This window comes from Marinobacter sp. (assembly GCF_048266785.1).
Taxonomy (GTDB): Bacteria; Pseudomonadota; Gammaproteobacteria; order Pseudomonadales; family Oleiphilaceae; genus Marinobacter.
This window is the reverse complement of sequence record NZ_JBLWYX010000001.1, coordinates 82,238-108,130: the sequence shown is the minus strand read 5'-3', so window position 1 is coordinate 108,130 and position 25,893 is coordinate 82,238. Positions and strand designations below refer to the sequence as shown.

The window sequence follows — 25,893 nt, the reverse complement described above, 5'->3', positions numbered from 1 at the left end:
GAGAATAAAAACGAGAGAGGTAAGAGACATGTTAAGGAAGAAGACCAACGGGGTAGCGAAACGCTCCCGTGCAGGCTCTTTGCTTTCATCTCTCGCTGCGAAGACGTTGGATCGCCGTCAATTTTTAACGGCTTCCGGTGTTGCAGTGGGTGGCATGGCGGCTTTATCGCTGACGTCGGGACGGGTTGAAGCTGCGACCCCGTCGACCGGTGGCGGCGAAGTCGTCCGCAAAAAATCGGTATGTACGCACTGCTCGGTAGGCTGTACCGTCGAAGCCGAAGTTCAGAGTGGCGTATGGATTGGCCAGGAACCAGGCTGGGACAGCCCCTTCAATTTGGGTGCTCACTGCGCCAAGGGTGCTTCAGTGCGCGAGCATGCCCACGGTGAACGCCGTCTCAAGTCTCCCATGAAAATGGTTAACGGCCAGTGGCAGAAGATTCCCTGGGATCAGGCAATCAACGAAATCGGCGACAAAATGCTTCAGATCCGCGAGGAGAGTGGACCTGACTCGGTCTATTGGCTGGGCAGCGCCAAGTTCAACAATGAGCAGGCTTATCTTTACCGCAAATTCGCGGCGTACTGGGGCACCAATAACGTCGATCACCAGGCCCGGATTTGCCACTCGACAACGGTCGCTGGCGTAGCCAACACCTGGGGCTACGGTGCGATGACCAACTCGTACAACGACATCCACAACTCCAAGGCGATCTTCCTGATCGGAGGCAACCCCGCCGAAGCGCACCCGGTGTCGCTCCTGCACATTCTGAAAGCCAAAGAAGAAAACAACGCACCACTGATCGTCTGTGATCCGCGCTTCACTCGTACCGCAGCCCACGCCGATGAGTTCGTCCGTTTCCGGCCGGGCTCAGACGTTGCGCTGGTGTGGGGCATTCTCTGGCACATCTTCGAGAACAAATGGGAAGACAAAGAATTTATCCGCACCCGCGTGTGGGGTATGGACGAGATCCGCAAAGAAGTAAAACGCTGGGATCCGGAAGAAGTCGAGCGCGTAACCGGTGCGCCGGGCGCTCAGCTGGAACGTGTCGCCCGCACCCTGGCCAATAATCGCCCGGGTACGGTGATCTGGTGCATGGGTGGTACCCAGCACACCAACGGCAACAACAACACGCGCGCGTACTGCATTCTGCAGCTGGCTCTTGGCAATATGGGTACTTCTGGCGGCGGCACCAACATTTTCCGTGGTCACGATAACGTTCAGGGCGCCACCGACCTCGGTGTACTGGCCGACACCCTGCCTGGCTATTATGGCCTGAGCGCTGGTGCCTGGGCCCACTGGGCGCGAGTCTGGGAGGAAGATCCGGATTGGCTGAAAGGCCGATTTGCCGTGTGGGACAAAAACGGCAAATCCAAAGCCATGATGAACGAGAAGGGCATCCCGGTGTCTCGCTGGATCGACGGCGTTCTGGAAGCAAAGGAAAACCTCGAGCAGCCGGACAACACCCGAGCCATGGTGCTCTGGGGCCACGCGCCAAACTCCCAGACCCGTATGCTTGAAATGAAGGAAGCTATGGAAAAGCTGGACCTGTTGGTCGTAGTGGATCCCTTCCCGACCGTTTCAGCCGTGCTGCACGATCGCAAAGACGGCGCCTACCTGCTGCCAACGACCACCCAATTCGAGACTCGCGGCTCCGTAACCGCATCGAACCGCTCGCTCCAGTGGCGCGAAAAGGTTGTCGAACCACTGTTTGATTCGAAGGTTGACCACGAAATCATGAAACTGTTTGCGGACAAGTTCGGTTTCACCGATCGCATGTTCCGCAACATTGCCATTGAAGGTGACGAGCCGGTAATCGAGGACATCACTCGTGAATTCAATCGTGGCATGTGGACCATCGGCTACACGGGGCAATCGCCTGAGCGTCTCAAGAAGCACATGAAGTACCAGCACCACTTCGACAGGACCACCCTTCGCGCCAATGGCGGCCCTTGCGATGGAGACATCTATGGTATGCCCTGGCCTTGTTGGGGCACGGCAGAAATGAACCACCCGGGGACACCGAATCTTTATGATTTGTCCCTGCCAGTGTCCAAGGGCGGTCTCACTTTCCGCGCCCGGTTTGGTGTCGAGCGCAACGGTGAAAACCTGCTGGCAGAAGGCGTTTACTCGAAAAACTCGGATATCAAGGACGGGTACCCCGAGTTCACCATGCAGATGTTGATGGATCTGGGCTGGGACGGTGACCTGACGGCTGAGGAACGTGCCAGCATTGAAGCGGTAGCCGGCCCCGAGACCAACTGGAAGACCGATCTTTCAGGGGGTATACAGCGTGTCGCGATCAAGCACGAATGCGCACCCTTCGGAAACGCCAAAGCGCGTACTGTGGTCTGGAATTTCCCTGATCCAGTGCCAGTTCATCGCGAGCCGCTCTACACCAACCGTCGTGACCTGGTCGCTGATTATCCGACCTATGAAGACAAGACGTTCTGGCGCGTCCCGACCTTGTACGAGTCTATTCAGAAGAAGGACTTCAGCAAGGAATTCCCCATCATTCTCACCTCCGGCCGTCTGGTCGAGTACGAAGGTGGCGGCGACGAGACGCGTTCCAACCCCTGGCTGGCCGAATTGCAGCAGGACATGTTCATTGAGGTGAATACACGTGATGCGAACAACCTGAACATTCGCGACGGCAACGACGTCTGGGTATCCGGACCGGAAGGCGGTCGCATCAAGGTCAAGGCAATGGTGACTGAACGTGTCGGCGAAGGCGTAGCTTTCATGCCGTTTCACTTCGGCGGGCACCTGGAGGGTAAATCGCTGAGGGATAAGTATCCCAAGGGCTCTGATCCTTACGTTCTGGGTGAATCTACAAACGTTGTTCAAACATACGGGTATGACTCGGTCACGCAGATGCAAGAGACCAAAGCCACCCTGTGTTCGATTATGCCGGCATAACAAGAGGTGTAGACCATGGCACTTGAAGGACAAGCACGCGCAAAATTCCTTTGCGATGCCGAACGCTGCATCGAATGCAATGCTTGCGTGACGGCCTGTAAGAATGAGAATGAAGTCCCCTGGGGTATTAACCGTCGACGCGTGGTGACCATCGAAGATGGTAAGCCCGGCGAACGTTCGATCTCGGTAGCCTGTATGCACTGCTCAGACGCGCCTTGCATGGCCGTCTGCCCGGTCGACTGCTTCTACCAGACCGAAGACGGCATCGTTCTGCACTCCAAGGATCTTTGTATCGGTTGTGGGTACTGCTTCTACGCTTGCCCCTTCGGTGCGCCCCAATTCCCGCAAGCGGGTAATTTTGGCAGCAGGGGCAAGATGGACAAATGCACGTTCTGTTCAGGCGGACCCGAAGAAGACAACTCAGCAGCCGAGTTCGCCAAGTACGGACGCAACCGTATTGCCGAGGGCAAACTTCCCCTCTGCGCGGAAATGTGCTCGACTAAAGCCCTGCTGGCCGGTGACGGCAACGAGGTGGCGGATATCTATCGCCAGCGTGTCGTGAGCCGTGGTTTCGGTTCCGGCGCCTGGGGATGGGGCACAGCCTACGAGAAGAAGGGTGCATAAGTTCGCCTGAGTGTTCCGGGGCCTTTCGGCCCCGGAACATATTGAGGCAAAGAATTCTTCTTGTTTATTCCGCTGGAGCGCTCTCATGAACTTGAAACTATTGGGTGCCGCCGTCTTTCTACTGGCGACACTTTCACTCAACTCTGTCTGGGCGGAAGAGGCCCCCGCGGTTGATCGCACAGCAACCGGGGGCGCTCAAACCCTGGAAGATATTATGGCTCGTCAGCAAAAGTTGAAAGTTGACGAGACTTTCCGATCTGAAAATCTGGGTGATCCAGCCAATGCGGCGCCGATCACCGATCAACTAGGTACACGCGGCGGGGTTTCTGACGCAGACACATACCGCTCCATTCGCTATAACGAATTTGACGCCAACACACAGGTTCGGGGGCCTGCGGCTGACGTTATGATCCAGGACGGAGGAATGACCTGGTATAAGCTGCGCGAGGGGCCGATCATCACCTATGGCGGCGGCGCACTCTTGGCTTTCATCGCCCTGCTGGTGGTGTTTTACCTCGTTCGCGGCAAAATCATGATCGATGGCGGCCCTTCAGGCATCACGATTCAGCGATTCAAAGCCATCGAACGATTTGGTCACTGGCTGTTGGCCGGCTCGTTTATTGCGCTGGGTATGACCGGGCTCATTACCCTGATGGGGCGGAGTTTCCTGATCCCCGTGATGGAGCCAGATGCCTTTGCGACCCTGGCCGCTGGCTCGAAGTGGGTTCACAACAACATTTCCTGGTCTTTTATGCTCGGTCTGGTGATGACGTTTTTTATGTGGGTGGCGCACAACATCCCTGGCAAGCTGGATTGGCAGTGGCTCAAGATGGGCGGCGGTATTTTTACCAAATCCCATCCTTCAGCAAGAAAATTCAACGCCGGTCAGAAGATCGTTTTCTGGACCGTTATGGTGTTGGGCTTCTCGGTTTCTCTGTCTGGCCTATCGCTGCTGTTCCCGTTTCAAATGCCCATGTTTGCCGAGACCTTTAGTGTCATAAACAGTGTCCTGGGGACAGAGTTCGCTGCGGCCCTGACACCGCACGAAGAGATGCAATATACCAACATCTGGCACTCGGTCGTGGCTTTCGTAATGATGCTTGCCATTATTGCCCACATTTATATTGGTACCGTCGGTATGGAAGGTGCGTTCGACGCCATGGGTAACGGTCAGGTTGATGTGGAATGGGCGCGCCAGCATCACGATCTGTGGGTGGCCGAGGTGGAGGCCAAGCAAAGCAAAGGAGAAGTTTCGTGAAAGTTATGATTTCTGCATTTGTCGCTTCCTTGGTGATTGCCTTCGCCGCCCCGGTGATTTTAGGTCAGTTCGGATGGTCATCAGCCGAGCAAGGAAGCAGCGCAACGAGCGTGCGTCTTGACTGAACAATCAGAAGCACATCAAATCGATGCCATCGGTTTGGTGTGCCCTCTCCCCGTTTTGCGTTTTAAAAAGCGCATTCAGGGTTTGCCCAGCGGGACACAAGTCGAATTCCTGGCCGATGACCCCACTGGCCGTCGGGATTTACAGGCGCTGTGTGAGATAGCCGGCCACAGGATTGAATGGATCCGGGAAGAGGACGCGGGCGTCATCCGTTATTGTATCTGTCTGGCATAATTGACGTTGGAGGCCAGGCTACTTATCCCAAGCCTCACCCCGAGCAACATCTGAAGCTTTTTGCTCCACCCAATGTTCCCCGGCCTCAGAGAGCTCCTTCTTCCAGAACGGCGCCGAAGTCTTCAAAGCATCCATAATAAACTCGCAAGCCGCAAACGCGTCCCCACGATGGGTGCTGCAAACACCCACGAATACGATCTGCTCCTGCAGCAGCAACCTGCCAACCCGATGAATCACCCGCGCTTTACGAACGTCCCAGCGCCGCGACGCCTCCTCGATCAACCCGGCAATCACCTGCTCCGTCATTCCCGGATAATGCTCCAGAAACAAGCCCGACACATGCTGCGTATCGCCGCTATCCCGCACCAGCCCTGTGAAGGTAGCAATGGCTCCAGTACCGGCGCCGCTGCTCCTCAGAGCGGCATGCTCGGCACCGCAATCAAAATCCTCAGTCTGAATACTTATCATCCTAACCCCCTGTTACTGGAGGGAAGAACGCCACTTCATCCCCGGCCTTTACTGGCGTTCCAGGCTTTGCCATAGCCTGATTGATCGCAATCATCACCGGCTGGCTGCCTTGCAGTTGTGCCCAGGGGCCGCCGCGGCTTGCCAGCGCCGCAAGCAGGTCGCCAGCGGTCTGATCCGTGTCTGCCGGTAACGTGAGTTGTTCCGTACCCAACTCTTCCCGGAGGCGGGCAAAAAAACGAACGGTCAGGGTCTGGTCAGTCATATCAGCTCAACAATTCAGTGAATGGGTAATAGGTCAGCAGGTCTCCCTCTGCAATCATCGCGTGTTCCGGAACCACCGCAAGTCCACCGGACCAACAGGCAGAACTCAACACGCCAGAACTCTGGTTTGTATAAGCTGTGACCTGGATTTTGCCGTCAACTGATTCCGTGCGCGCACGTAGGAACTCTCTGCGTGCCGAGGGTGAAGTAACATTAAGAGCAGCAGGCACCTGCTGACCGACAGGATGAATCTGCAGACGCCCCTGGCAAGTACGGATGTAAGGCATCCCCACTACCAGAAAAGTTACCAGTACCGAAGCCGGATTGCCTGGCAGGCCGAAGACCGGTGTACCCTTGATCGAGCCAAACGCCAGCGGCTTGCCGGGTTTGATCGCCATGCGCCACAGCAACAGCTGACCGGACTCTTCCAGCACCGCTCGCACGTGGTCTTCCTCACCGACAGACACACCGCCGCTTGTAATAACGAGATCCGCTGCTGCAGCGGCGCGTTCAAGAGTTTCCCGGGTAGCAGAGCGTGTATCCCGCAGGGTTTCACACAGCACTACCTCACAACCTGCCTCTGCCAAAAGACCAAGCAGGGTGAAACGGTTGGAGTTGTAAATCTGGCCCGGCCTCAGCGGAACGCCTGGCTCTACAAGCTCATCACCTGTTGACAGAATGGCCACCCGCAGTTTTTTCACCACAGCAACTTCGGCTACACCGATGGACGCCAGAAGGCCCATTTCCTGGGGTCGGATTTTAATACCCTTTTCCAGGCCCAGGCTGCCTTCGGCAAGATCCTGGCCGCGCCTGCGTATGTTCTGATCAGCCTTTACTTCGCCGTTGATGAGGATGCCGTTATCTGTAACCTCGACCCGCTCCTGCATGATAATCGTGTCAGCACCGGCCGGAACCTCGGAGCCGGTGAAGATGCGGACAGCCGTGCCGGGTTGCAGCGAGCCAGGCGCCGAGCCAGCCGGGATTCGGCCAGATACCGACAGAGCCTGACCGTGTACATAATCCTCAGCGCGCAGTGCGTAGCCATCTACCGCGCTGTTATCCGCTGGCGGCACATCCGCCGGCACCTGATAATCCTGTGCCAGTATCCTGCCCAGGCTTTCTGTGAGGGGCAAAAGCTCGGTTTCCGTAATCACCGGCGCTTTGCTCAAGAGGTGAGCGATAGCCTCATCAACCGGCGTCAGATTGGCTGCCATGGTTTTCTCTCCGTGTTCAGGATTAGCGTGCGGCGCGCTTGCCAATAACTTGTTGAAGGCGTTCAACAGCGCGCTCTGGTTTGCTGCCGACCAGCGCTGAAAAGTTGCAGGGGCCGTGGCGACTGTCGAGTTGGGTGCTGAGAATACCGTTCCAGCCCGTGCGACAAGCTCCGGTGGAACCCGGCAGGCAGAAAATAGCCGTATGGTTGGCAAGGCCGCCAAAAGCTCTGGATTGAATGGTGGAGGTGCCAATTTCCGAGGCTGACTGGCGGCGGAATTCCTCGCCAAATCCTTCAATGAATTTATCCAGTAGCGGTGCAACAGCTTCCGGGGTACTGTCGCGCTCGTAAAAACCGGTGCCACCGGTAATGATCACCACATGAACATCCGGCTCTGCAATCCAGGATGACATGGCTGCTCGCACCAGATAAATGTCATCTGGCAGTATGCGCCTTGAAATCAGTTTGTGCCCGGCTTCAACAACGCTGTCTTCAAGAAATTGACCGGAGGAATCTTCATCAAACCCGCGGGTATCGGAGACCGTAAGAATCGCGATATTGAGAGGTTTGAGTTTGCTGGTGAGTTCACTGCTCATGGGAATCTACTCCGAAAACCACAGGAAAAATTTTGGCTACCAGTATCCCTTTCAGTGGCGGGTAATGGAAGGGAGTAACCCATCAGGGGGAGGCCCCCGCTTGTGTGCGCCGCCTTCAAGAACCGAAAAGTAGGCGTTAATTTGGCCCCTGCACTTGACATTGGCGGGTAAGGTAGCAGATTATCGCTCTTGCCCTACGAACGGTTGTACCCACTCTACTGGCTTCAATATTTATATTCCGGATTTTGTCTACGCCGGTTGCTTCATCTGGCCAGCACCTGTTTTAACAACCAAGCAATGAATTTGTTCAGGGGCACCCCTGTCATCCCAACTTCCGTTCAATTCCATTCCTGAAAATCTAATAACCTATGAATCTTACTGAACTCAAGCAGAACTCCATGCCCGAATTGCTCGATATCGCGCAAGAGATGGGTCTCGATAACCTGGCACGTTCGCGTAAACAGGATGTTATCTTCACCATATTGAAGAAGCATGCCAAAGGCGGCGAAGACATTTATGGCGATGGCGTACTGGAGATTCTGCAGGACGGTTTCGGCTTCCTCCGCTCTGCCGATGCCTCCTACCTGGCCGGGCCAGACGACATTTACGTCTCCCCCAGCCAGATCCGTCGCTTCAACTTGCGCACCGGTGATACCGTTGCCGGCAAGATCCGCCCCCCCAAAGACGGTGAGCGCTACTTTGCCCTGTTGAAAGTCGCTGAGATCAACTTTGACAAACCGGACAACGCCCGTAACAAGATCCTGTTTGAAAATCTCACGCCGCTGTTCCCTGATGAACGCATGGCGCTTGAAACCGGTAACGGCAGCACCGAAGACTTGTCTTCCCGCGTGTTGGATCTGGTTGCGCCCATCGGCAAGGGCCAGCGTGGTTTGATTGTATCGCCGCCCAAGGCCGGTAAAACCATCCTGATGCAGAGTATTGCCCAGTCTATTACTCGCAATCATCCGGAATGCCACATCATTGTGCTGCTGATTGACGAGCGCCCGGAAGAAGTAACGGAAATGCAGCGCACCGTGCGCGGCGAAGTGATTGCTTCCACTTTTGATGAGCCACCTGCGCGTCACGTTCAGGTAGCTGAAATGGTCATCGAGAAGGCCAAACGACTGGTGGAACACAAAAAAGACGTGGTTATCCTGCTGGATTCCATCACCCGTCTGGCTCGTGCCTACAATACGGTTATTCCTTCCTCGGGCAAAGTGTTGACCGGTGGTGTAGATGCCCACGCTCTGGAAAAGCCCAAGCGCTTCTTCGGTGCGGCTCGTAACGTAGAAGAGGGCGGAAGCCTTACGATTCTTGCAACGGCGCTGGTGAACACGGGTTCCAAAATGGACGAAGTGATCTATGAGGAGTTCAAGGGCACAGGTAACATGGAAATTCACCTGGACCGCAAGATTGCCGAGAAGCGTGTTTACCCGGCCATCAACATTCGCAGCTCCGGCACGCGCCGTGAAGACCTGCTGATGAGCGAAGCGGATATCCAGCGTGTGTGGATCCTGCGCAAGCTGCTGCACTCCATGGACGATGACACTGCGGCCATCGAGTTCTTGCTGGATAAGCTCAAAGACACCAAGACCAACGACGAGTTCTTCCAGTCTATGAAGCGTCGTTAAGATTGGTGTGTTAGCACCTTGGTCTTATAGGTCAGGTGCTGTATTCGCGCTTTTGCCTTTGGGGCTGGCAATACCGGGGACACCCTCCCCGGACACGCCGTAAACCCATCCCTGGGGGTTCGGCATTGCCATCCCTGGCAATGCACGGTCCGGGGAGGGTGTCCCCGGTACTGACGATCAAGTTTTGGGCGCGCGCCTTTATTGGATTACAGTTAAGCTTTTGTGGGTTTCGGCCTTGAGTTAACTGGTGATTTCGTGAACGCGGTGAGGGCCTGCTTTCCCAGACTGTGTCTTGCCAGGGATGGCAAGACCAAGCCCCCAGGGATGGGTTCACGGCGTGTCTGGGAAAGCAGGCCCTCATTGCGTTCTGGCACCGGGTGAGAAGCCTGGAAGGCGGCGAACTCCGTATTTAGAAGCTAACCGGGAACGGAGCCAACGATGAAATACAACGATCTGCGGGACTTCATTGACCAGTTGGAGAAACTGGGTGAGCTGAAACGCATCTCAGTTGAAGTAGACCCCCACCTGGAAATGACCGAGATCTGCGACCGCACACTGCGAGCAGGTGGGCCTGCGTTGTTGTTTGAAAATCCCAAAGGCTACGACATGCCCGTGCTGGCGAATCTCTTTGGTACAACCCGAAGGGTCGCTCTGGGCATGGGGCAGGAGAACGTCACCGCGCTTCGGGACGTCGGCAAGCTGTTGGCCTATCTCAAAGAGCCGGATCCCCCCAAGGGCTTCAAAGACGCTATCGAAAAACTGCCACTGCTGCGGCAAGTGATGCGCATGAGCCCGAAAGTGCTCAGGTCCGCTCCCTGTCAGGATGTGGTGATCGAAAAAGATCAGGTTGATTTGTTCCAGATTCCAGTTCAGCACTGCTGGCCGGGCGACGCAGGGCCGTTGGTTACCTGGCCGCTGGTGATTACCCGCGGGCCCCATAAAGAACGCCAGAACCTCGGGATATACCGACAGCAGGTGATTGGCCGTAACCGACTGATCATGCGTTGGCTGAGCCATCGCGGCGGAGCGCTGGATTTTCGGGAGTTTCAGAAAGCGAATCCTGGTAAACCCTATCCGGTAGCTGTAGCTCTGGGGGCAGACCCGGCTACGATTTTGGGTGCTGTGACTCCGGTGCCCGATTCGCTATCTGAATACGCGTTTGCAGGCTTGCTACGAGGCAGTCGTACCGAACTGGTGCAGTGCGGTCTCAGCGATCTACAGGTGCCAGCTAGCGCTGAGATTGTTCTGGAAGGCTTTATTTACCCCGATGATAACGCGCCGGAAGGCCCTTTCGGGGATCACACAGGCTATTACAACGAAGTGGACGAGTTCCCGGTGTTCACCGTTGAGCGCATGACCCACCGCAAAGATCCGATTTACCACAGCACGTACACCGGCAGGCCACCAGACGAGCCGGCCATTCTGGGTGTGGCGCTGAACGAAGTTTTCATCCCCATTCTGCAGAAGCAATTCCCTGAAATTGTGGATTTTTACCTGCCGCCGGAAGGCTGTTCATATCGTCTTGCAGTGGTGACCATGAAGAAGCAGTACCCAGGCCATGCCAAGAGGGTGATGATGGGTGTATGGTCTTTTTTGCGGCAGTTCATGTACACCAAGTTTGTGATTGTGACCGATGATGATGTCAACGCCCGCAACTGGGAGGATGTGATCTGGGCTATTACGACCCGGATGGATCCTGTCCGAGACACCATGCTGGTCGAAAACACGCCCATTGATTATCTGGATTTCGCCTCGCCTGTGTCCGGCCTGGGCTCCAAGATGGGAATGGACGCCACCAATAAATGGCCGGGTGAGACAAGCCGGGAGTGGGGCGAGCCCATTGCCATGACGGACGCGGTAAAACTGCGGGTTGACGAACTCTGGGATAGCCTGGGGATTGAAACTTCGCCTGCCCGCCCTGACTGATATGGGCAACAAGCGTTGGCGGGTATGCCTTGAACCCTCCGGGGTTCAATTTTTCGCGGCAGCCGATGCCGATTTGCTGAGCTCCGCAACCAGTGCAGGTATTGCCGTTCCGTTCGCCTGTAAGAATGGCGTATGCGAGCTCTGCGAAGCCCGGCTGCTCAGCGGCACCGCTCTGAATACCCGAAACCAACAGATGATTCCGGTCGGCGCGCGGCTGATGATGTGCAGAACCGCAGCGCTCGACCATCTTGAACTGGAGATTAGTGCCGTTATGGCAGCAGGAAACAACCAGCCCCGAAAATTTCAGGCAAACGTCGTGGACGTAAGCTCTATCAATCACGATGTGTATCGGGTTGAGCTTCAGTTGCCGCGGCGGCGGGAGTTGTCTTTTCATGCGGGCCAGTATTTATCAGTCAACTTGCCCGATGCCGAGCCCTGTTATTTCTCCATTGCCAGCAGCCCGACAGAGCAGAACATTGAGCTGCATATTCAGGCTTCACCGGAATGGTTGTCGGCGCAAAAGGTGATTGACGCCCTGACCTCCGGTGAATCGGTCAATCTGGAGCTGCCCCATGGCAAAGCTTGCCTGGTTTGTGCTCCGGAAAAACCGTTGCTGCTTGTTGCGGCCGGTACGGGCTTTGCGCAGATGAAAAGCTTGGTTGATTATTTGCGCGGTACGTCCTTTGCCCAGCCGGTAAAACTGTTCTGGGGAGCGCGCCGCCATGAGGATATGTACCTCAGGTCCATGGCCCTGCAGTGGGAGCAGGACTTGCCAGGGTTCACATTTCAGCCCGTGGTAGGTGGTGATGAGGACAGCGAATGGAGCGGGCATCACGACCAGCTCGTACGCGCGGTGCTCGCCTCTGGTATGGACTGGAGTAACGTGGAAGTGCACGCCAGTGGCTCACCGACGATGGTTTACACGCTGATGGACGCTCTGGTGGAAGCCGGGCTACCACCAGAGGCATTCTTTTCTGATGTGCTGGAGTATGCACCTCGAAGTTGAGGTGCTGTGGCAGACTTCAGGGAGAAATGGCCGGTCAGGCTTTGGGCATGGGCAGTTTCGGTAGTCCGTTATCGTTTGCCAGCCCCTGCATCATAAGTTTTATACTCATTTCCTCGTCGCCCATGTGAGCGCTCAGGCGGCTTAGCTCTGCCAAACCTTCCCGACTGCGGCGTAACCTCAAACTCGTTTCGAAATACTCCCGTGCCTTGCCCCAGAGCTCGTTGCGCAGGCTCAGTCGGCCAAGTGCCAGCAACAGTTCGGCGTTGTTCGGCCGGTCTTTTAGCCACTGTTCGGCGGCAAGAAGCTGTTCGTCCGGTTTGCGGCCTTCAATCCGACCATAGAGATTAACCAGATCGTCGCTCCAGTGATTGTGCAGAACCTTTCGGAGCAAAGTTTCCGTCTGTTCCTCATCGCCCAGATTCGCCAGCAGGCGCGCGTAGTCCCCGATGGTTTTCTCGTCGCGGCGCAGAAAGCCTGGCAGCTCATCCCAAAGGCGGGTGAGTGGTTCCAGTGACGTGTTCGGATTCTCCTTCTGCTGGCGCCGGCAGTCTTCCGCTGCCCGCTCCAGCAAGTTGTGCCATACCTGGCGCTCCAGTTCACCGAGCTCGTTTTCCGGAAGCACACTGCGCTTGCGCAGCTCTGGCAGCAGTTTTGCCAGTTCGCGCCAGTCTTCGAGACGCAGATAGGTGTTTTTCAGAAGCTTGAGCACAAAGGGATGATGCGGAGACTGCTTGCGCAGGCGTACCAGCGTCGCCAGAGCCTGCTCCTGACGGTTGCCGGCAAGTTGCAGCTGGGCCTGGGTAATACCAACGGCCATGTCCGAACCCGGCGTGCTTTCATACGCCTTTCTTAGCAGTTCATCCACGGCTTCGTGGTCGCCGCATTCAAAAGCTGCCTGCGCAGCCGCCAGATAGTTGATCAGGGGGGTGTCAGCATTGCCGGCTCCTGATGTAAGCATCTTGCGTGCTCTTGGCCAATTGCCTTCCGCCAGTGCAAGCAGGCCTTGAGTTGTGCGCCGGCGTGCCCGTCGTTCCTTGCCGCGGGAGACCCAGTTGGCCACCAGCCCGCCACCTTGGCGCATGCGGCGTATCATTCCGATGGTCAACACAACCAACGCAACCAGGGCGATGAGCAAAGCAAGGCCTACCCAGAAGTTCGTTTCGATCAGGTACTGGCCGAGGCTGATACGGATGTAACCCAAGTCGTACTGCAGCCCAAGGGATAGGCCGGTGCCGATTAACAGGGCAAACAGAACGATCAGAAGCAGGCGAATCATGAATCATCGCCTCCGTTACCTTTGTCTAGCCGGCCTGCGAGCCGTTCTTTGAGCAGGTCCAGGGATTTACTGATGTCGGGCAAGTCCGGGGCGACGTTGCGTGTGGCCAACTCTGCAAGTGTGCTGCTCAGAGCGCTTACTCGTGGATTGCTCGCGTCGTACCAGTCGTCAACGGCTGCCTGGGCCTTGATAAGCGCACGCTCATACAGTGGTTGATTGCCTCTGAGCACGGCCATTTCCGACTCTTCCAGCATCAGTTGCAGGTTCAGCCGCGCATAGGCGCTCTGATCCGGCGACAACAAGGGTTTCACCGACTCATCCAGGCGACGAACCACAACAACTTGCATCAGGGTAGATTTGAATTTCTGCCAGCCTCTGGCCAGAATGCTTGGCTCTCCGCCGGCTTCAGGGTCGTCTTCTGCCTGTGAGCCGCCGACAAACCCAGGCGCCTGCTCGCTGATAAGCGCCTGGTCGGTGAGCTGGTGAACGCTGTCGATGGCAGCTTCGAGGGTGAGGTAAAGGCCGGTCCTGTCGACACTGGAGATGCCTTTGAGCGCCAGAACTTCACGAGCCAGCTGCTGGCGAACAGGGTACACACCAATATCGTCAGACTCTGTGAGCACTTCATCGGCAGCTTCGAGAGCGGAAAGAGCGCCACGAATGTCTTTCTCGATCAACAGTCGCTGGTTGGCAATCCGTAGCAGGTATTCAGCCTCCGCAAGCAACCAGTCGGTGCGAGTGCGGTTTCCGGCTTCCAGAAGCTCACGGGCATTGTGATCAATCTGCCGCTGCTGGGTAGCGATCAGCTCCCGTTGGGATGTCAGTTTGTCTTCCAGAGATTGCAGGCGCTGGCCTTGTTGACTGCCGCGATCACCATAAAGGCTCTCCAGCTGCGCGGTATCCTGTTGCAGGTTGCTCAGTGTCTGCATCGTAGCCTGGTGGCCGTTCCATTGCTGCCAGTTCCAGGCAGCCAGCGCGGCAACACTGATCAGTGCAATGATAGCAATAACCCAGACCGGCCAGACTGTCTGTCGGGAGGGTTGCTCGTTGGCAATCGGGGCGGGTAATCGTTTTGTTGTTTCAGTCACGGGCATCCTTACTTTGCTTTTCCGGAGTCACCGTCCCGGCCAGCCAGTTGTTCTGTGACGGCGTCCACGATGTCATTATCGGCAAGGCTTCCTGGTATACACGGAGCGTTGAATCCCGCCTTGCGAGCCTGATCTGCAATACGCCGGGCGGGCACAATAACGGGTCTATCGTATAGATTATGGCTGCAATTCGCACTTAGTGCGATGAGATTGTTCAGGGTTTCTCCGGAGAGCGCAATAATGGCATCTGGCGCAAACTCCCCCAGAGCGGTGTTGATCTGCGCGGGTGTGTAATCCGGGCAAAATCTACGATAGAGCGGCATCACGGTAACTCGTGCGCCGCGTGCCTCCAGCGTTCTCCGGGTCAGCTCACGCCCTTCCTCGCCGCGGGCCACCAGCACCCGCTCGCCATCGAAATGCGCCAGCGAAGGCAGCTTCAGCAGTGCCTCACTGGTCCAGCCCCCGTCGGGCTTGCGCGGGCTCACTCCATACTCTGCAAGTGCCTTGGCTGTGCCGGCTCCCACACCGTACCAGTTCAGGCCAGCGGGAAGCTGGGGCCACCAGGTGTCCAGCTCTTCCAGCAAAAGGCGGGCTGCATAGGGGCTGACAGCAATAACATGGGAGAATTCATCGAGGCTGAGAATGATAGTGCGTCGTTCCGGGGTCTCTGGCAGCGGCTCTCGTGCGACCAGCGGAAATATATGCGTCTCGGCACCGGCAGCCTGAAACTGTCGGGCCAGCCGGGACGCTTCCGGTTCCGGCCGGCAAATCAGAACGCGCCGGCCGGTCAGGAACGCAGAGTCAGTGCGGGGTATGGCCATAAATTTCAGCCAGTATTTTGTCTGCGCCCATAGCCAGAAGATTTTCTGCCAGTTCACGGCCCAGGCGTTCGCCTTCTGCCCGGGGTGCCCGGCCTTCGACGCGGAGAATCTGAGTGCCGTCAACAGCACCAACCAGCGCACGTAGCCATAAAGTGTTGTCTTCCAGCAAGGCGTAGGCCGCTATCGGTACTTGGCAACCGCCTTCAAGGCGACGGTTAAGTGCTCGCTCTGCTTTCACGCGGTCGGCCGTGTCGATATGGTTCAGCGGTTCCAGCATGGCGCGCAGTTCGTCATCACCAAGCCGGCATTCAATGCCAAGAGCGCCCTGGCCAACGGCCGGCAGGGATACGGTGTCCGGCATGGAGTAACGAATCCGGTCATGGAAGCCCAGGCGCTTGAGGCCAGAACTCGCCAGTACAATGGCGTCGTAATCGCCGGCGTCAAGCTTGGCCAGGCGAGTGTTCACGTTGCCCCGGAGAACCCGGATTTCCAGGTCCGGCCGGTAGGCGCGAAGCTGGGATTCCCGGCGCAGGCTGGCTGTGCCGACAACGGCGCCTTGGGGAAGGGCGTCTACGTTATCGTAGTGATTGCTGACAAAAGCATCTGTCGGGTCTTCCCGCTCGCAGTAGGCAACCAGGCCCAGGCCTTCGGGAAAAGCCATGGGTACGTCTTTCATTGAATGCACCGCAAGATCCGCGCGGCCATCAAGCATGGCTTCTTCCAGTTCTTTTACAAACAGGCCTTTACCGCCGATTTTGGCTAGCGGAACATCAAGGATCTTGTCCCCTTGGGTTTTGATCTTGACGAGCTCTACATTCACGTTGTCGTGGAGTCGTTCCAGTTCGGCCTTGATAAATTCCGCCTGCCACAACGCCAAGGCGCTGCTGCGGGTTGCTACACGAAGGGTTCGTTTAGACATGATGCTCACTGTCAGTGCTGAAAAATGTTCGCCAAGGTTACCTTGTGGCGCCGTAAAAGTCCCGTGAGTGCCTGCTTTGCATCGCTCGCCACTGGAGGGTTTGTTGCGTCAACCACGCTTAGCGCGGTTGCTGCCCCTGCAGCCATTGGCGCAGGTTGCTGGCGTGCCGGCGGCTTACCTGAAGTTTGCCCAGGTTGTCCTTGAGTAATACCAGGTTGTGCCCCTCCGGCGTACGTTCCAAAGCCTGAATAAAGCGGACACCCACCAGCGTGTTGCGGTGAATCCGGAGCAACTGGTTTGGATAGGCATTTTCCAGTTCTTTTAGCGTGTAGTCGGAAACAGCTTCACCACGGGAATGGTGAATGGTTACGTATTTCTGATCTGCCTGGCAATAGCGGATCCCGACTATATCTATCAGTTCGGTGCCTCTGTGAGTACGAACGGCCAGCTGCTCGTCGTCAGCAGTATTCCGGCTCATGCTGTTGTCGGAGGGCTCTCCGGAAACTGCCTGCAGTTGTACCCGGTTAACCCGCCCGGCCCGGGCGAGGGCTTCTTCCAGCGCCTGCTTGCGTACAGGTTTCAGCAGATAGGCTATCGCCTGCACATCAAAAGCCTGAATGGCATAGCTGTCGTAAGCCGTACAAAAAATGATGGCCGGCGGGCTGCTCAGCTTGCTCAGGTGTGCGGCGATCTCCATGCCGTCAAGGCCGGGCATGCGTATGTCGAGCAGCAGTATATCCGGATGCAGCTCTGCTACCTGAGCAAGCGCTGCATCGCCATCCCCTGCTTCACCGCAAACCTGGTAGCCAGGCAAGCCTTCGGCCAGCCGCCGCAGGCGCCCACGGGCCAGAGGTTCATCGTCAACGATCAGAATCTTCTGTTTTGTCATAGCTGTTGTGTGGTTTTTGGTAGCCTCAAGGTCACCGTGTAAACGTCTCCCTGATGGCTGTGTTTGAGAACGGCCGGCTCCCCGAACAGGGCCTGCAGTCGCGCTTGTATATTGCTCAGGGCCATTCGGTTGCCGCTGTGCAAGCTTCCATTGCCGTCCGGTTTGGGGTTTTGCACCAGCAGGTACACAAAGTTGCCGCGTGCTTCCGCTTCGATGCGCACCGTGCCTCCCTCAGGGCGGGGCTGTATGCCGTGATAGACCGCGTTTTCTACCAGCGGCTGCAGGGTCAAAGGCGGAATGGCCTGGCGCTCCAGCCCTTCGGCAATGTGCCATTCCAGCTTCAGGCGTGGGCCGAGGCGCAGCGCTTCAATAGCGAGGTAGCGCTGGCAAAGTTCAAGTTCTTTTGCCAAGGGGATAAGTTGGTCGCCGGTGCGCAGGCTGGCGCGAAAGAGCTCGGACAGATCCAGAACAGCTTCTTCGGCCTGCTCCGGGTCCGTGGCAATAAGGCTGGCGATGGTGTTCATGCTGTTAAACAGGAAGTGAGGCTGTATGCGTGCCTGCAACGCTGCCAGGTGCGCCTGCATTTCTGCTTCCCGTTGTTGTTGCCACTGATGTTGCAGGTAGAAGTAGCGCAGAACCATGAGAACAATCAACAGAGCCAGTAGCAGCTTCTTGGCTATGGCCTGCCAGTCGATAATGCCCGGTTGTGGGTGCAGAACGTTGTCTGCAAACAGGCTGAAGGCGAGAACATCCAGTACTACGATCACCGCAATTGCAAGAGTGGCGCGGGTCACGGACATTCTGGCCAGTCGGAAGCGTAGCAGGCAAATCAGCGCAGCGCTGGTGAGGGTGGTCCACTGCACAAACAGCGACAGGAGCGCGAAATAGTTCCAGTCAATCCAGCCGTCGCTGGCCTGAACAATAGCCAGCACAAGCACCAACAACTCGCTGGTGATTAGCAGCATGAACACGGATCGCACCCGGCACAGATCCGGCACGAAGAAATCTTGTGTAATGACCGTTTTGTCCCCGACCAAGGGAGTCTCTTTTGTACGGGTCAGAATGTTATACTCCCGCCACGTTCAATGTACCCAGTTCCCGCCAGATAATGCCGGGCTGCCAGCAGGAAAGATAGACCATGACGGATCAGAAAAAACCTGACCAGGCCACAACCTCCGAAAAACCTTGGGGCGGGCGCTTCAGCGAACCCACAGACGCTTTTGTGGAACGCTTTACTGCATCCGTAGGGTTTGATCAGCGCCTGTATCACCACGACATCACCGGCTCCATTGCCCACGCAACCATGCTCGCCGAGGTTGGCGTTCTGACGGTGGATGAGCGCGATCTTATTATTGCAGGCCTGAACGGTGTAAAAGAAGACATTGAGGCAGGGTGCTTCGAATGGTCTGTGAGCCTTGAAGATGTCCACATGAACATCGAAGCCCGGTTAACGGATCGCATTGGCATCACGGGTAAGAAACTGCACACCGGCCGCAGCCGCAATGATCAGGTGGCCACGGATATCCGCCTGTACCTGCGTGATGAAATTGATGTGATTGCCGAGGAACTCCGGCGCCTGCGGTCCGGTTTGCTGGACCTGGCCGAACGCGAAGCAGAGACCATTATGCCTGGCTTCACTCACCTTCAGACGGCCCAGCCGGTTACTTTCGGGCACCACCTTTTGGCCTGGTATGAAATGCTGGTCCGTGATGCCGAGCGGCTGCAGGACTGCCGCAAACGGGTGAATGTGATGCCTCTTGGCGCCGCGGCGCTGGCCGGCACCACTTATCCGATCGACCGCGCCATGACCGCTCGACTGCTGGGCTTTGACCGACCCTCGGAAAACTCGCTGGATTCGGTCAGTGACCGGGACTTCGCTATTGAGTTCTGCAGCTTCGCGGCTTTACTGATGACGCACATGTCCCGCTTCAGCGAAGAGCTGGTGTTGTGGGCTTCAGCACAGTTTGACTTTATTGATTTGCCCGATCGTTTTTGCACCGGCTCTTCGATCATGCCGCAGAAAAAAAACCCCGATGTACCTGAGCTTGTCCGGGGCAAAGCCGGACGGGTGACCGGCCATCTGATGTCCTTGCTCATGCTGATGAAAAGCCAGCCGCTGGCGTACAACAAGGACAATCAGGAAGACAAGGAACCTCTGTTTGACACGGTCGACACCATCAAAGGCTGCCTGAAAGCATACGCTGACATGGTGCCGGCTATTTGTGCCAAAGCCGATAACATGCGCGTAGCGGCCAAGCGCGGTTTCTCGACCGCGACGGATCTGGCGGATTATCTGGTCAAGAAAGGCATGCCGTTCCGTGACGCTCACGAAGTTGTGGGTAAGGCTGTGGCTTTCGGTGTGGCTGAGGAGCGAGACCTTTCTGATATGACACTGGAAGAGCTGAAGCGCTTTTCTGACACCATCAGTGATGATGTGTTTGATGTACTGACTCTGGAAGGATCGGTTCAGGCCCGTGATCACTTGGGTGGCACGGCACCTGCTCAGGTGCGGGCGGCCGTTGCTCGCGCACGAAGTCTTCTCGGCTGAACCCGCCTTGGCCGGACTGGGAAAACCTTTTTCAAGGAGTCGCCTTGACCGCTCAAGCCCCACCGATTGTCCTGGATTTTGATGAGGGCATTGATCGCAAAACCCTGCACCACCTGCGGGACAGGTTTCTTGTGGTCAATCGCCAGCGCTGGGCGAGAGCGCACTCGTCGCTCACTCATCGGCAGCAGGTGGTGCTCGAGGTTTTGCCGTTGGTGTTTCACACCAACCACCCGGCTCTGCCCGGCTATCTGGACGCCGACTGCCCCTATGGCTTGAGCCATTACCGACCGGATCCTGCAACCATAAGTGCTGCAAGGCGTCTGGCACGCACCTTTAGCATTCGGGACGAAGGCCGGCGCCGGGCCGATCTGGAAGCACTGTTTCTGATGGGGAGTCCTGGCACCCTTGGGCATTCTGTCGCCAGTGACCTGGATGTCTGGCTGTGTCATCGGGATGACCTTCAGGAACCGGATATCCGGTGCCTTGAGCGCAAGGCTGCGAAGCTCACGGAATGGGCATCTTCTTTTGGCATTGAGCTGCATGTGTTTGTGTTCTCTGCGGCCGACTGGCGGCAAGGCCGACAGCACGCAGAGGTGAGTGGTGAAAACTGCGGCAGCGCCCAGCACTACCTGTTGCTGGATGAGTTTTATCGCACCGGGATCCATCTGGGTGGTTGCTACCCGCTTTGGTGGCTCATTCCCTCTGAACAGGAAGGCCGCTATCAGGAATGTGTAAGCAAGCTGGTGGACTACCGGTTTATTCGCGGCAACGAATACATTGATTTCGGCGCAGTGCCGTTCATCCCGGCCAGTGAGTTTCTCGGCGCCGGTGTGTGGCAACTCTATAAGGGTATTGATGCGCCCTGGAAGTCCATCATGAAGCTGTTGCTTATCGAATGCTACGCGCAGACTCAGGATCAGCCGGTTTTGTCTCGCGTGTTCAAACAGGCGGTATTCAGCGGCATCACCGATGTGGATGTTCTGGATCCGTATGTCATGTTGTACCAGCGCCTTGAGCAGTGGCTGATCGCAGCAGAAGCCGAATCGAGGCTTGATCTGGTGCGCCGTAGTTTGTATGTCAAAGCGGGACTGCCACTGACCCGAATCGGGGCGGCGGACCAGCAGGGATCAGGGCCCTGGCGAGCGCGGCTTCTGAGGGAGCTTGTGGCCGGCTGGGGGTGGCCGGAAAAGCACATTGAAGCGTTGGATAATCGTCAGCGCTGGCGGGCAGAAGAGGCGTCTTCATTGCGTCGCGTTGTGGTGTCGGAGCTCACTCACAGTTACCGGTTGCTGTCCAGATTGGCCCGTGATCACGGTGAACAGTCTGCGATCAGCGCAAACGACATTAACCTGCTGGGCCGCAAGCTCTACGCTGCGTTTCAGCGCAAGGCCGGCAAGATTGAGCAGATTAATCCGGGGCTGGCGCCTTCGCTGGCAGAGGAGAATCTGGCCTTTCACCATCAGTCGGAGCAGGGCGGCGCAGGAACAGGGTGGCTGTTGTACCGTGATCTGGAAGATCCATCAGATGCTTTCTGGCAGCCGGTTATCCGGCGCTCCGGAAACCTCGCGGAACTGGTAGCCTGGTGCTATTACAATGGGTTGCTGACTCGCTCTACTCGCCTCAACGTCCGTTCCGGGCAGGCCATCGCCTCGGTCAGCGAATTGCGGGAAATGCTGGATGCGTTTACGGGTTTTGTACCCTTTCCTGTTTTGCCAGCCGAGCGGGAGGCTCTTGCCCGCGGCGTTCACCCTCTGCGCAATCTTCTTCTGGTTAATGTTGGGGTTGATCCGCAATCCCACCTTACGGAGCGTGGGCTGCACAAGCTCAGTGCCCGGCATGATTCGCTGGGATTCAGTGGCGGGCGTGAGAATCTGGTTATTACCATTGATCAGATCACGCTTAACAGCTGGCACGAGGTCAGCCTTCAGCACTACGCCTCGGGGGATACTCTGATTCAGTGCCTGAAGAATGTCCTTGCTTCAGTTGCCCTCGCCCCCCGCAACGTTCCCGATATTGAGGTGCACGGTCACAACCGCGGGCATGGCAGCGCTATCGCCCGGAGAGTGCGGGAGCTGTTTGCCGATGTGTTGCGCCAGTTTTTTGCCGGAGGCGCGGGCCCACACCCTTTGCGTTACGTTATCGAAATGGGTCACCGGTACTTTCTGCTGGAGTTCAGTGGCACCGAGCCTGGTTTCATTGCTCTGGAAAGCCGGGCTGCCCTGATGGAGTGCCTTGCTCAGCCCCGGGATGTCTATCTGCCGGTGGTGTTTGATCACCATGCACTGCTGGATGACCCGGCTCTGCGGGCGGCCTGCCAGGCCAGTGAGCCGGACAGCATTCAGGTGTTTTACGCTCTTCGGGGCGAGCGCGCGCAGATCCGGGTGATTGATGAGCGAGGTTCGCTGTTCGGCTGGGATCAGCCGATTACCAGTCGCCGCCATCTGCTGACACCGCTGTTGCGATTTCTGGAAAACCTGGTTGAGCGACGCACGCTGCGCAACCGCGAGGGTCCGGTGGCTCTGGCCGGAGTGCGGTGCTACGAATTGGTTGCAAACAACGGGCAATGGCGCCCGGAATATCGGCCGCAAGCCGATACCGGAGCCTCTTTGTCAGGGCTTGAAGTGCAAGCGGTGGGTGTGCAGGAAGGCGATAGCCGGGTTCGCTTTGATCTCTACTGTGGCGAGCAGGAATTTACGGTACTGCAATACGGTGACCAGCTGATTCCCGCGGTTGCTCATTATATCCACTCACTGCGCCAGAGCCGTGATCGCTATCCGGTTTACCTTACGGATGTGCACCTGCCCCATGACCTGGACCCAAGGGTGTATCAGCAGGATATACAGACCAGCCAGTATCTCTATTACCGGGCTTCTCTGGAGGATGCCCTGAACCGTGAGCTGGAAGCGTTTCGATAGCCCTTCGCCCTCGCCGTGCGGACCACGGGTCAGGTATACTTTGGTCATTATTAACTCAGGGGTGACAACGATGCGCGCGTGGACACTGCCGATCGCGATTCTGGTTGTGGTGGCCACACTCGGTGGCTGCGGCCAGAAAGGGCCTTTATACCGGGAGAACCCGGAAACGTCAGCCGGCCAATACCAGACTCCGCTACACGATCGGGAACCTAATGGATCATTTTAACTACCGCGACGGCGAACTTTACGCCGAAGATGTGCCTGTCTCTGCCATTGCCGAACGCTTTGGTACGCCGGCTTATGTATACTCCCGGGCCACTCTGGAACGTCATTACAAATCCTACGATGAAACTCTGAGAGAGCGCGAGCTTCTCGTTTGCTATGCCGTCAAAGCCAACAGTAATCTTGCCGTGCTGAATGTGCTGGCGCGCCTGGGTGCCGGTTTTGACATAGTATCCGCTGGAGAACTGGAGCGCGTGCTGCACGCTGGTGGCGACGCCGCCAAGGTGGTTTTTTCCGGTGTCGGAAAACAGGAATGGGAAATGCGCCGGGCCCTGGAAGCGGGTGTTCGCTGTTTTAACGTGGAATCCGACACCGAGCTGGATCGGCTGAATGCGGTGGCCGGGGAGTTGGGTGTCAAAGCTCCGGTCTCGCTGCGTGTGAACCCGGACGTCGATGCCGGTACGCATCCATACATCTCCACGGGCCTGAAAGAGAACAAGTTCGGCATCGATATCGCAGAAGCACCGGCTGTTTACGCCCGGGCTGCGACATTGCCAAACCTGGACATCAAAGGCGTGGATTGCCACATCGGCTCTCAGCTTACATCGATTTCTCCATTCATGGACGCCCTCGACCGCGTATTGGAGCTGGTTGATGCGCTGACCCAAAGCGGCATTCATATACGGCACCTGGATATGGGCGGTGGGCTGGGCGTTACCTACAACGACGAACAGCCGCCTGAGCCGTCCGAATACGTTCGGGCTCTGGATGAGCGCATTGGTGACCGCAAACTGGCGCTGATATTGGAGCCGGGTCGCTCAATTGCGGCTAATGCCGGCATACTGCTTACCCGGGTCGAGTTCCTGAAGTGCACGGAACACCGCAACTTCGCGATTATTGATGCCGCCATGAACGATCTGATCCGACCTGCGCTTTACAGCGCCTGGCAGGCTATTGTGCCAGCGCAGCCACATCAGGACGTTGATCAAAAGATCTGGGATCTGGTTGGCCCTGTCTGTGAAACCGGGGATTTTCTCGGTAAAGACCGGCCGCTCCGGCTCCGGGCTGGCGATCTCCTTGCTGTGCGTTCTGCCGGCGCCTATGGCTTCGTTATGAGTTCCAATTACAACACCCGCAATCGTCCGCCGGAATTGATGGTCGATGGTGAGCAGGTGCATATTGTTCGTCGTCGCGAGACCGTCGAGGATCAGCTTGCACCAGAAAGCTGCCTGCCGGAATGAGCGGAGAACAGGAGATGATCCAGCATCGCCGAAACCAGGGGCCCCTGCTCCGGTTCAGTAAAATGCACGGCTTGGGCAACGACTTTATGGTGGTAGATGCCATCAGTCAGCCTTTTCGGCTGGGCCCTGAGTTGATCCGGGAACTGGCCGACAGGAATTTTGGTGTCGGTTTCGATCAGCTGTTGGTTGTAGAGCCCCCCGGTTTGCCGAATGTGGATTTCCGTTATCGCATTTTCAATGCTGATGGTTCCGAGGTGGAGCAGTGCGGCAATGGCGCCAGGTGTTTCGCGAAGTTTGTCCGTGATCAGCGGTTGACCAACAAAAAGAACGTTCGGGTCCAGACCGCCGCAGGAGTGATTGAGCTGCGGGTAGGCAAAGACGGCATGGTGATGGTCAACATGGGCGTGCCGGAACTGAACCCGGTGGCTATTCCTTTCGACGCCGAACAACGCAAAAACGTGTACAGCCTGGAAACGGGCGCCGGCGTGATTGAGCTCAGCGCTGTTTCCATGGGTAACCCTCACGCGGTTATTCTGGTTGATGATGTGGATACAGCGCCGGTTGCAGAGCTGGGGCCGCTTCTTGAAAGCCATCCCCGGTTCCCGTCCAGGGCCAATATCGGTTTTTTGCAGATAGTCAGCCGCGGCCATGCACGCCTCAGAGTCTATGAACGTGGTTCGGGCGAAACCCTGGCGTGTGGCAGCGGCGCCTGTGCCGCCGTGGTGGCCGGGTGCCTGCGAGGCTTGCTCGATAAGCGCGTAGAGGTGGATTTGCGCGGCGGGCGGCTGGTCATTGAATGGCAGGGTGAAGGGACGCCTGTTATGATGGAAGGGCCCGCCACAAGTGTATTTGAAGGGCAGTTGCGACTGCCCGGTGAGCCAGGTGATAACCGGCGCCGAAAGCCCAACCGCCCACACAAACAACGGATCTGAAAACCAGGAGAGCACGATGACAGACCAAACGGCCCAACAGAAGGCCGGTGAGCTCACCCGGGAAGACGTGGCTGAGTATCTGAGAGCCAATCCGGATTTTTTTATTGATCAGGATGATCTTCTGCGCAGCCTGACCCTTCCACATGACAGCGGTCGGGCAATCTCTCTGGTTGAACGCCAGGTGCATCTGTTCCGTGAGCAGCGGGACACACTGCGACATGAAATGGCAGAGCTGGTTTCTATCGCCCGTCACAATGATCGCCTGTTTGAAAAAAGTAAACGTTTGCTGATGCAGGTAATAGAAGCCCGCAATCTTGTTGATATGGCATCCACCATTGATGACAGCATTCGTGGTGACTTCGGGCTGGACGCCGCATCGGTGATCCTGTTTACCGACGCGGAAGTGCCCGGCAGCTCTCAGGGCGCGCTTCATGTTGTGAGTCCGGCGGAGGCCCGGAATCGTCTCGGCAACTTGTTGGAAGGCAGCAAGGCGGTGTGTGGCCAGTTCCGGGAGAGTGAGCGTGAATTTCTGTTCCCCGACCGGGATGAGCCCATTGCATCGGTTGCTCTGGTGCCTTTACGTCACGACGATCTGGTGGGGGTTTTCGCCGTTGGCAGTTGCCAACCAGGCTATTTTGACCAGAGTATGGGCTCGCTGTTCCTCAGTTACATCAGTGACACCCTCAGTCGGCTTCTGCCACCTATGGTTCAGCGCCATACCGCCACCCCACCGGTAACCGACCTAGCGACGGAGTCACGCTAGAGTGACCTCTGTACCCGTAACGGCT

General features: G+C 57.0%; 24 protein-coding genes. 14 read left to right on the top strand and 10 right to left on the bottom strand.

The features are described 5' to 3' along the window. Positions 1-28: 28 nt before the first annotated feature. The 5 genes from ACN0V1_RS00510 (at position 29) to ACN0V1_RS00490 (ending at position 5,153) form a co-directional block, all read left to right on the top strand. The gene (locus tag ACN0V1_RS00510; protein WP_417543110.1) at positions 29-2,914 is read left to right on the top strand and encodes a molybdopterin-dependent oxidoreductase; all 2,886 of its coding nucleotides are present in this window, start codon (positions 29-31) and stop codon (positions 2,912-2,914) included. Positions 2,915-2,929: 15 nt separating this feature from the next. Next, entirely contained in the window at positions 2,930-3,538 is a 609-nt protein-coding gene (gene fdh3B / locus ACN0V1_RS00505) for a formate dehydrogenase FDH3 subunit beta (protein WP_417543109.1), read from the top strand. Between the two features lie 85 nt (positions 3,539-3,623). Then, positions 3,624-4,796 (top strand): formate dehydrogenase subunit gamma, encoded by a 1,173-nt coding sequence (locus tag ACN0V1_RS00500; protein WP_417543108.1) that lies wholly within the window; start codon positions 3,624-3,626, stop codon positions 4,794-4,796. Next, positions 4,793-4,921 (top strand): hypothetical protein, encoded by a 129-nt coding sequence (locus ACN0V1_RS00495; RefSeq protein WP_417543651.1) that lies wholly within the window; start codon positions 4,793-4,795, stop codon positions 4,919-4,921. Before ACN0V1_RS00500 ends, ACN0V1_RS00495 begins: the two co-directional genes overlap by 4 nt. After that, complete coding sequence (locus ACN0V1_RS00490; protein WP_417543107.1) at positions 4,914-5,153, top strand: sulfurtransferase TusA family protein; 240 nt, start codon at positions 4,914-4,916, stop codon at positions 5,151-5,153. Before ACN0V1_RS00495 ends, ACN0V1_RS00490 begins: the two co-directional genes overlap by 8 nt. A gap of 18 nt (positions 5,154-5,171) precedes the next feature. Here the strand turns inward: ACN0V1_RS00490 and ACN0V1_RS00485 are convergent, their stop codons facing one another. The 4 genes from ACN0V1_RS00485 to moaB are packed head-to-tail and all read right to left on the bottom strand — an operon-like array spanning position 5,172 to position 7,691. Beyond that, on the bottom strand, positions 5,172-5,621 hold the full coding sequence (locus ACN0V1_RS00485) for a molybdenum cofactor biosynthesis protein MoaE (RefSeq protein ID WP_417543106.1): 450 nt from the start codon (positions 5,619-5,621) through the stop codon (positions 5,172-5,174). A gap of 1 nt (position 5,622) precedes the next feature. Then, positions 5,623-5,883: a molybdopterin converting factor subunit 1 gene (gene moaD, locus ACN0V1_RS00480; protein WP_417543105.1), complete on the bottom strand. Its 261-nt coding sequence runs from the start codon at positions 5,881-5,883 to the stop codon at positions 5,623-5,625. Position 5,884: 1 nt separating this feature from the next. Then, the gene (gene glp, locus ACN0V1_RS00475; RefSeq protein ID WP_417543104.1) at positions 5,885-7,096 is read right to left on the bottom strand and encodes a gephyrin-like molybdotransferase Glp; all 1,212 of its coding nucleotides are present in this window, start codon (positions 7,094-7,096) and stop codon (positions 5,885-5,887) included. A gap of 22 nt (positions 7,097-7,118) precedes the next feature. Beyond that, positions 7,119-7,691 (bottom strand): molybdenum cofactor biosynthesis protein B, encoded by a 573-nt coding sequence (gene moaB, locus ACN0V1_RS00470; RefSeq protein WP_417543103.1) that lies wholly within the window; start codon positions 7,689-7,691, stop codon positions 7,119-7,121. 368 nt (positions 7,692-8,059) lie between these two features. On the opposite strand from moaB, the gene rho reads away from it, so the two are divergent. The 3 genes from rho to ACN0V1_RS00455 all read left to right on the top strand — a co-directional run bounded on the left by rho (position 8,060) and on the right by ACN0V1_RS00455 (position 12,254). After that, positions 8,060-9,322 carry a transcription termination factor Rho gene (gene rho / locus ACN0V1_RS00465; RefSeq protein ID WP_291946403.1) on the top strand — a complete coding sequence of 421 codons (1,263 nt, stop codon included), beginning with the start codon at positions 8,060-8,062 and terminating at the stop codon, positions 9,320-9,322. Between the two features lie 438 nt (positions 9,323-9,760). Then, positions 9,761-11,248 (top strand): 4-hydroxy-3-polyprenylbenzoate decarboxylase, encoded by a 1,488-nt coding sequence (gene ubiD / locus ACN0V1_RS00460; RefSeq protein WP_417543102.1) that lies wholly within the window; start codon positions 9,761-9,763, stop codon positions 11,246-11,248. Position 11,249: 1 nt separating this feature from the next. Next, positions 11,250-12,254 (top strand): 2Fe-2S iron-sulfur cluster-binding protein, encoded by a 1,005-nt coding sequence (locus ACN0V1_RS00455; RefSeq protein ID WP_417543624.1) that lies wholly within the window; start codon positions 11,250-11,252, stop codon positions 12,252-12,254. A 34-nt stretch (positions 12,255-12,288) separates the two neighbouring features. On the opposite strand, the gene ACN0V1_RS00450 is transcribed toward ACN0V1_RS00455, so the two are convergent. From ACN0V1_RS00450 to ACN0V1_RS00425, 6 genes are all read right to left on the bottom strand, one after another. Further along, entirely contained in the window at positions 12,289-13,530 is a 1,242-nt protein-coding gene (locus ACN0V1_RS00450; protein WP_417543101.1) for a heme biosynthesis HemY N-terminal domain-containing protein, read from the bottom strand. Then, positions 13,527-14,624, bottom strand: coding sequence for a uroporphyrinogen-III C-methyltransferase (locus ACN0V1_RS00445; RefSeq protein WP_417543100.1), 1,098 nt, complete (start codon positions 14,622-14,624; stop codon positions 13,527-13,529). The genes ACN0V1_RS00450 and ACN0V1_RS00445 overlap by 4 nt, the downstream gene beginning before the upstream one ends. 2 nt (positions 14,625-14,626) lie before the next feature. Continuing rightward, the gene (locus tag ACN0V1_RS00440) at positions 14,627-15,439 is read right to left on the bottom strand and encodes a uroporphyrinogen-III synthase (protein ID WP_417543099.1); all 813 of its coding nucleotides are present in this window, start codon (positions 15,437-15,439) and stop codon (positions 14,627-14,629) included. Further along, on the bottom strand, positions 15,420-16,358 hold the full coding sequence (gene hemC / locus ACN0V1_RS00435; protein ID WP_417543098.1) for a hydroxymethylbilane synthase: 939 nt from the start codon (positions 16,356-16,358) through the stop codon (positions 15,420-15,422). Before hemC ends, ACN0V1_RS00440 begins: the two co-directional genes overlap by 20 nt. 118 nt (positions 16,359-16,476) lie before the next feature. Next, the gene (locus tag ACN0V1_RS00430) at positions 16,477-17,247 is read right to left on the bottom strand and encodes a LytR/AlgR family response regulator transcription factor (RefSeq protein ID WP_417543097.1); all 771 of its coding nucleotides are present in this window, start codon (positions 17,245-17,247) and stop codon (positions 16,477-16,479) included. Then, entirely contained in the window at positions 17,244-18,212 is a 969-nt protein-coding gene (locus ACN0V1_RS00425; RefSeq protein WP_417543623.1) for a sensor histidine kinase, read from the bottom strand. Before ACN0V1_RS00425 ends, ACN0V1_RS00430 begins: the two co-directional genes overlap by 4 nt. A gap of 173 nt (positions 18,213-18,385) precedes the next feature. Here ACN0V1_RS00425 and argH point away from each other — a divergent pair, with 173 nt between their 5' ends. From argH to ACN0V1_RS00395, 6 genes are all read left to right on the top strand, one after another. Continuing rightward, positions 18,386-19,795, top strand: a complete 1,410-nt coding sequence (gene argH / locus ACN0V1_RS00420; protein ID WP_417543096.1) for an argininosuccinate lyase — start codon at positions 18,386-18,388, stop codon at positions 19,793-19,795. A 44-nt stretch (positions 19,796-19,839) separates the two neighbouring features. Beyond that, positions 19,840-22,710 carry a class I adenylate cyclase gene (locus ACN0V1_RS00415; protein WP_417543095.1) on the top strand — a complete coding sequence of 957 codons (2,871 nt, stop codon included), beginning with the start codon at positions 19,840-19,842 and terminating at the stop codon, positions 22,708-22,710. Positions 22,711-22,780: 70 nt separating this feature from the next. Next, positions 22,781-22,936, top strand: coding sequence for an LPS translocon maturation chaperone LptM (gene lptM / locus ACN0V1_RS00410; RefSeq protein WP_417543094.1), 156 nt, complete (start codon positions 22,781-22,783; stop codon positions 22,934-22,936). Beyond that, positions 22,923-24,173, top strand: coding sequence for a diaminopimelate decarboxylase (gene lysA / locus ACN0V1_RS00405; RefSeq protein ID WP_417543093.1), 1,251 nt, complete (start codon positions 22,923-22,925; stop codon positions 24,171-24,173). The genes lptM and lysA overlap by 14 nt, the downstream gene beginning before the upstream one ends. Before the next feature lie 14 nt (positions 24,174-24,187). Next, positions 24,188-25,105, top strand: a complete 918-nt coding sequence (gene dapF, locus ACN0V1_RS00400) for a diaminopimelate epimerase (protein ID WP_417543092.1) — start codon at positions 24,188-24,190, stop codon at positions 25,103-25,105. Between the two features lie 16 nt (positions 25,106-25,121). Then, complete coding sequence (locus ACN0V1_RS00395; protein WP_417543091.1) at positions 25,122-25,868, top strand: DUF484 family protein; 747 nt, start codon at positions 25,122-25,124, stop codon at positions 25,866-25,868. Positions 25,869-25,893 lie beyond the last annotated feature (25 nt).

Excerpts from the sequence above, each read along its gene's own strand:
- ACN0V1_RS00510 (WP_417543110.1), top strand. The coding sequence starts at position 29 with ATGTTAAGGAAGAAGACCAACGGGGTAGCGAAACGCTCCCGTGCAGGC.
- fdh3B (WP_417543109.1), top strand. The coding sequence starts at position 2,930 with ATGGCACTTGAAGGACAAGCACGCGCAAAATTCCTTTGCGATGCCGAA.
- ACN0V1_RS00500 (WP_417543108.1), top strand. The coding sequence starts at position 3,624 with ATGAACTTGAAACTATTGGGTGCCGCCGTCTTTCTACTGGCGACACTT.
- ACN0V1_RS00485 (WP_417543106.1), bottom strand. The coding sequence starts at position 5,621 with ATGATAAGTATTCAGACTGAGGATTTTGATTGCGGTGCCGAGCATGCC.
- moaD (WP_417543105.1), bottom strand. The coding sequence starts at position 5,883 with ATGACTGACCAGACCCTGACCGTTCGTTTTTTTGCCCGCCTCCGGGAA.
- glp (WP_417543104.1), bottom strand. The coding sequence starts at position 7,096 with ATGGCAGCCAATCTGACGCCGGTTGATGAGGCTATCGCTCACCTCTTG.
- moaB (WP_417543103.1), bottom strand. The coding sequence starts at position 7,691 with ATGAGCAGTGAACTCACCAGCAAACTCAAACCTCTCAATATCGCGATT.
- rho (WP_291946403.1), top strand. The coding sequence starts at position 8,060 with ATGAATCTTACTGAACTCAAGCAGAACTCCATGCCCGAATTGCTCGAT.
- ubiD (WP_417543102.1), top strand. The coding sequence starts at position 9,761 with ATGAAATACAACGATCTGCGGGACTTCATTGACCAGTTGGAGAAACTG.
- ACN0V1_RS00455 (WP_417543624.1), top strand. The coding sequence starts at position 11,250 with ATGGGCAACAAGCGTTGGCGGGTATGCCTTGAACCCTCCGGGGTTCAA.
- ACN0V1_RS00450 (WP_417543101.1), bottom strand. The coding sequence starts at position 13,530 with ATGATTCGCCTGCTTCTGATCGTTCTGTTTGCCCTGTTAATCGGCACC.
- ACN0V1_RS00445 (WP_417543100.1), bottom strand. The coding sequence starts at position 14,624 with ATGCCCGTGACTGAAACAACAAAACGATTACCCGCCCCGATTGCCAAC.
- ACN0V1_RS00440 (WP_417543099.1), bottom strand. The coding sequence starts at position 15,439 with ATGGCCATACCCCGCACTGACTCTGCGTTCCTGACCGGCCGGCGCGTT.
- hemC (WP_417543098.1), bottom strand. The coding sequence starts at position 16,358 with ATGTCTAAACGAACCCTTCGTGTAGCAACCCGCAGCAGCGCCTTGGCG.
- ACN0V1_RS00430 (WP_417543097.1), bottom strand. The coding sequence starts at position 17,247 with ATGACAAAACAGAAGATTCTGATCGTTGACGATGAACCTCTGGCCCGT.
- ACN0V1_RS00425 (WP_417543623.1), bottom strand. The coding sequence starts at position 18,212 with ATGCTGCTAATCACCAGCGAGTTGTTGGTGCTTGTGCTGGCTATTGTT.
- argH (WP_417543096.1), top strand. The coding sequence starts at position 18,386 with ATGACGGATCAGAAAAAACCTGACCAGGCCACAACCTCCGAAAAACCT.
- lptM (WP_417543094.1), top strand. The coding sequence starts at position 22,781 with ATGCGCGCGTGGACACTGCCGATCGCGATTCTGGTTGTGGTGGCCACA.
- lysA (WP_417543093.1), top strand. The coding sequence starts at position 22,923 with ATGGATCATTTTAACTACCGCGACGGCGAACTTTACGCCGAAGATGTG.
- dapF (WP_417543092.1), top strand. The coding sequence starts at position 24,188 with ATGATCCAGCATCGCCGAAACCAGGGGCCCCTGCTCCGGTTCAGTAAA.
- ACN0V1_RS00395 (WP_417543091.1), top strand. The coding sequence starts at position 25,122 with ATGACAGACCAAACGGCCCAACAGAAGGCCGGTGAGCTCACCCGGGAA.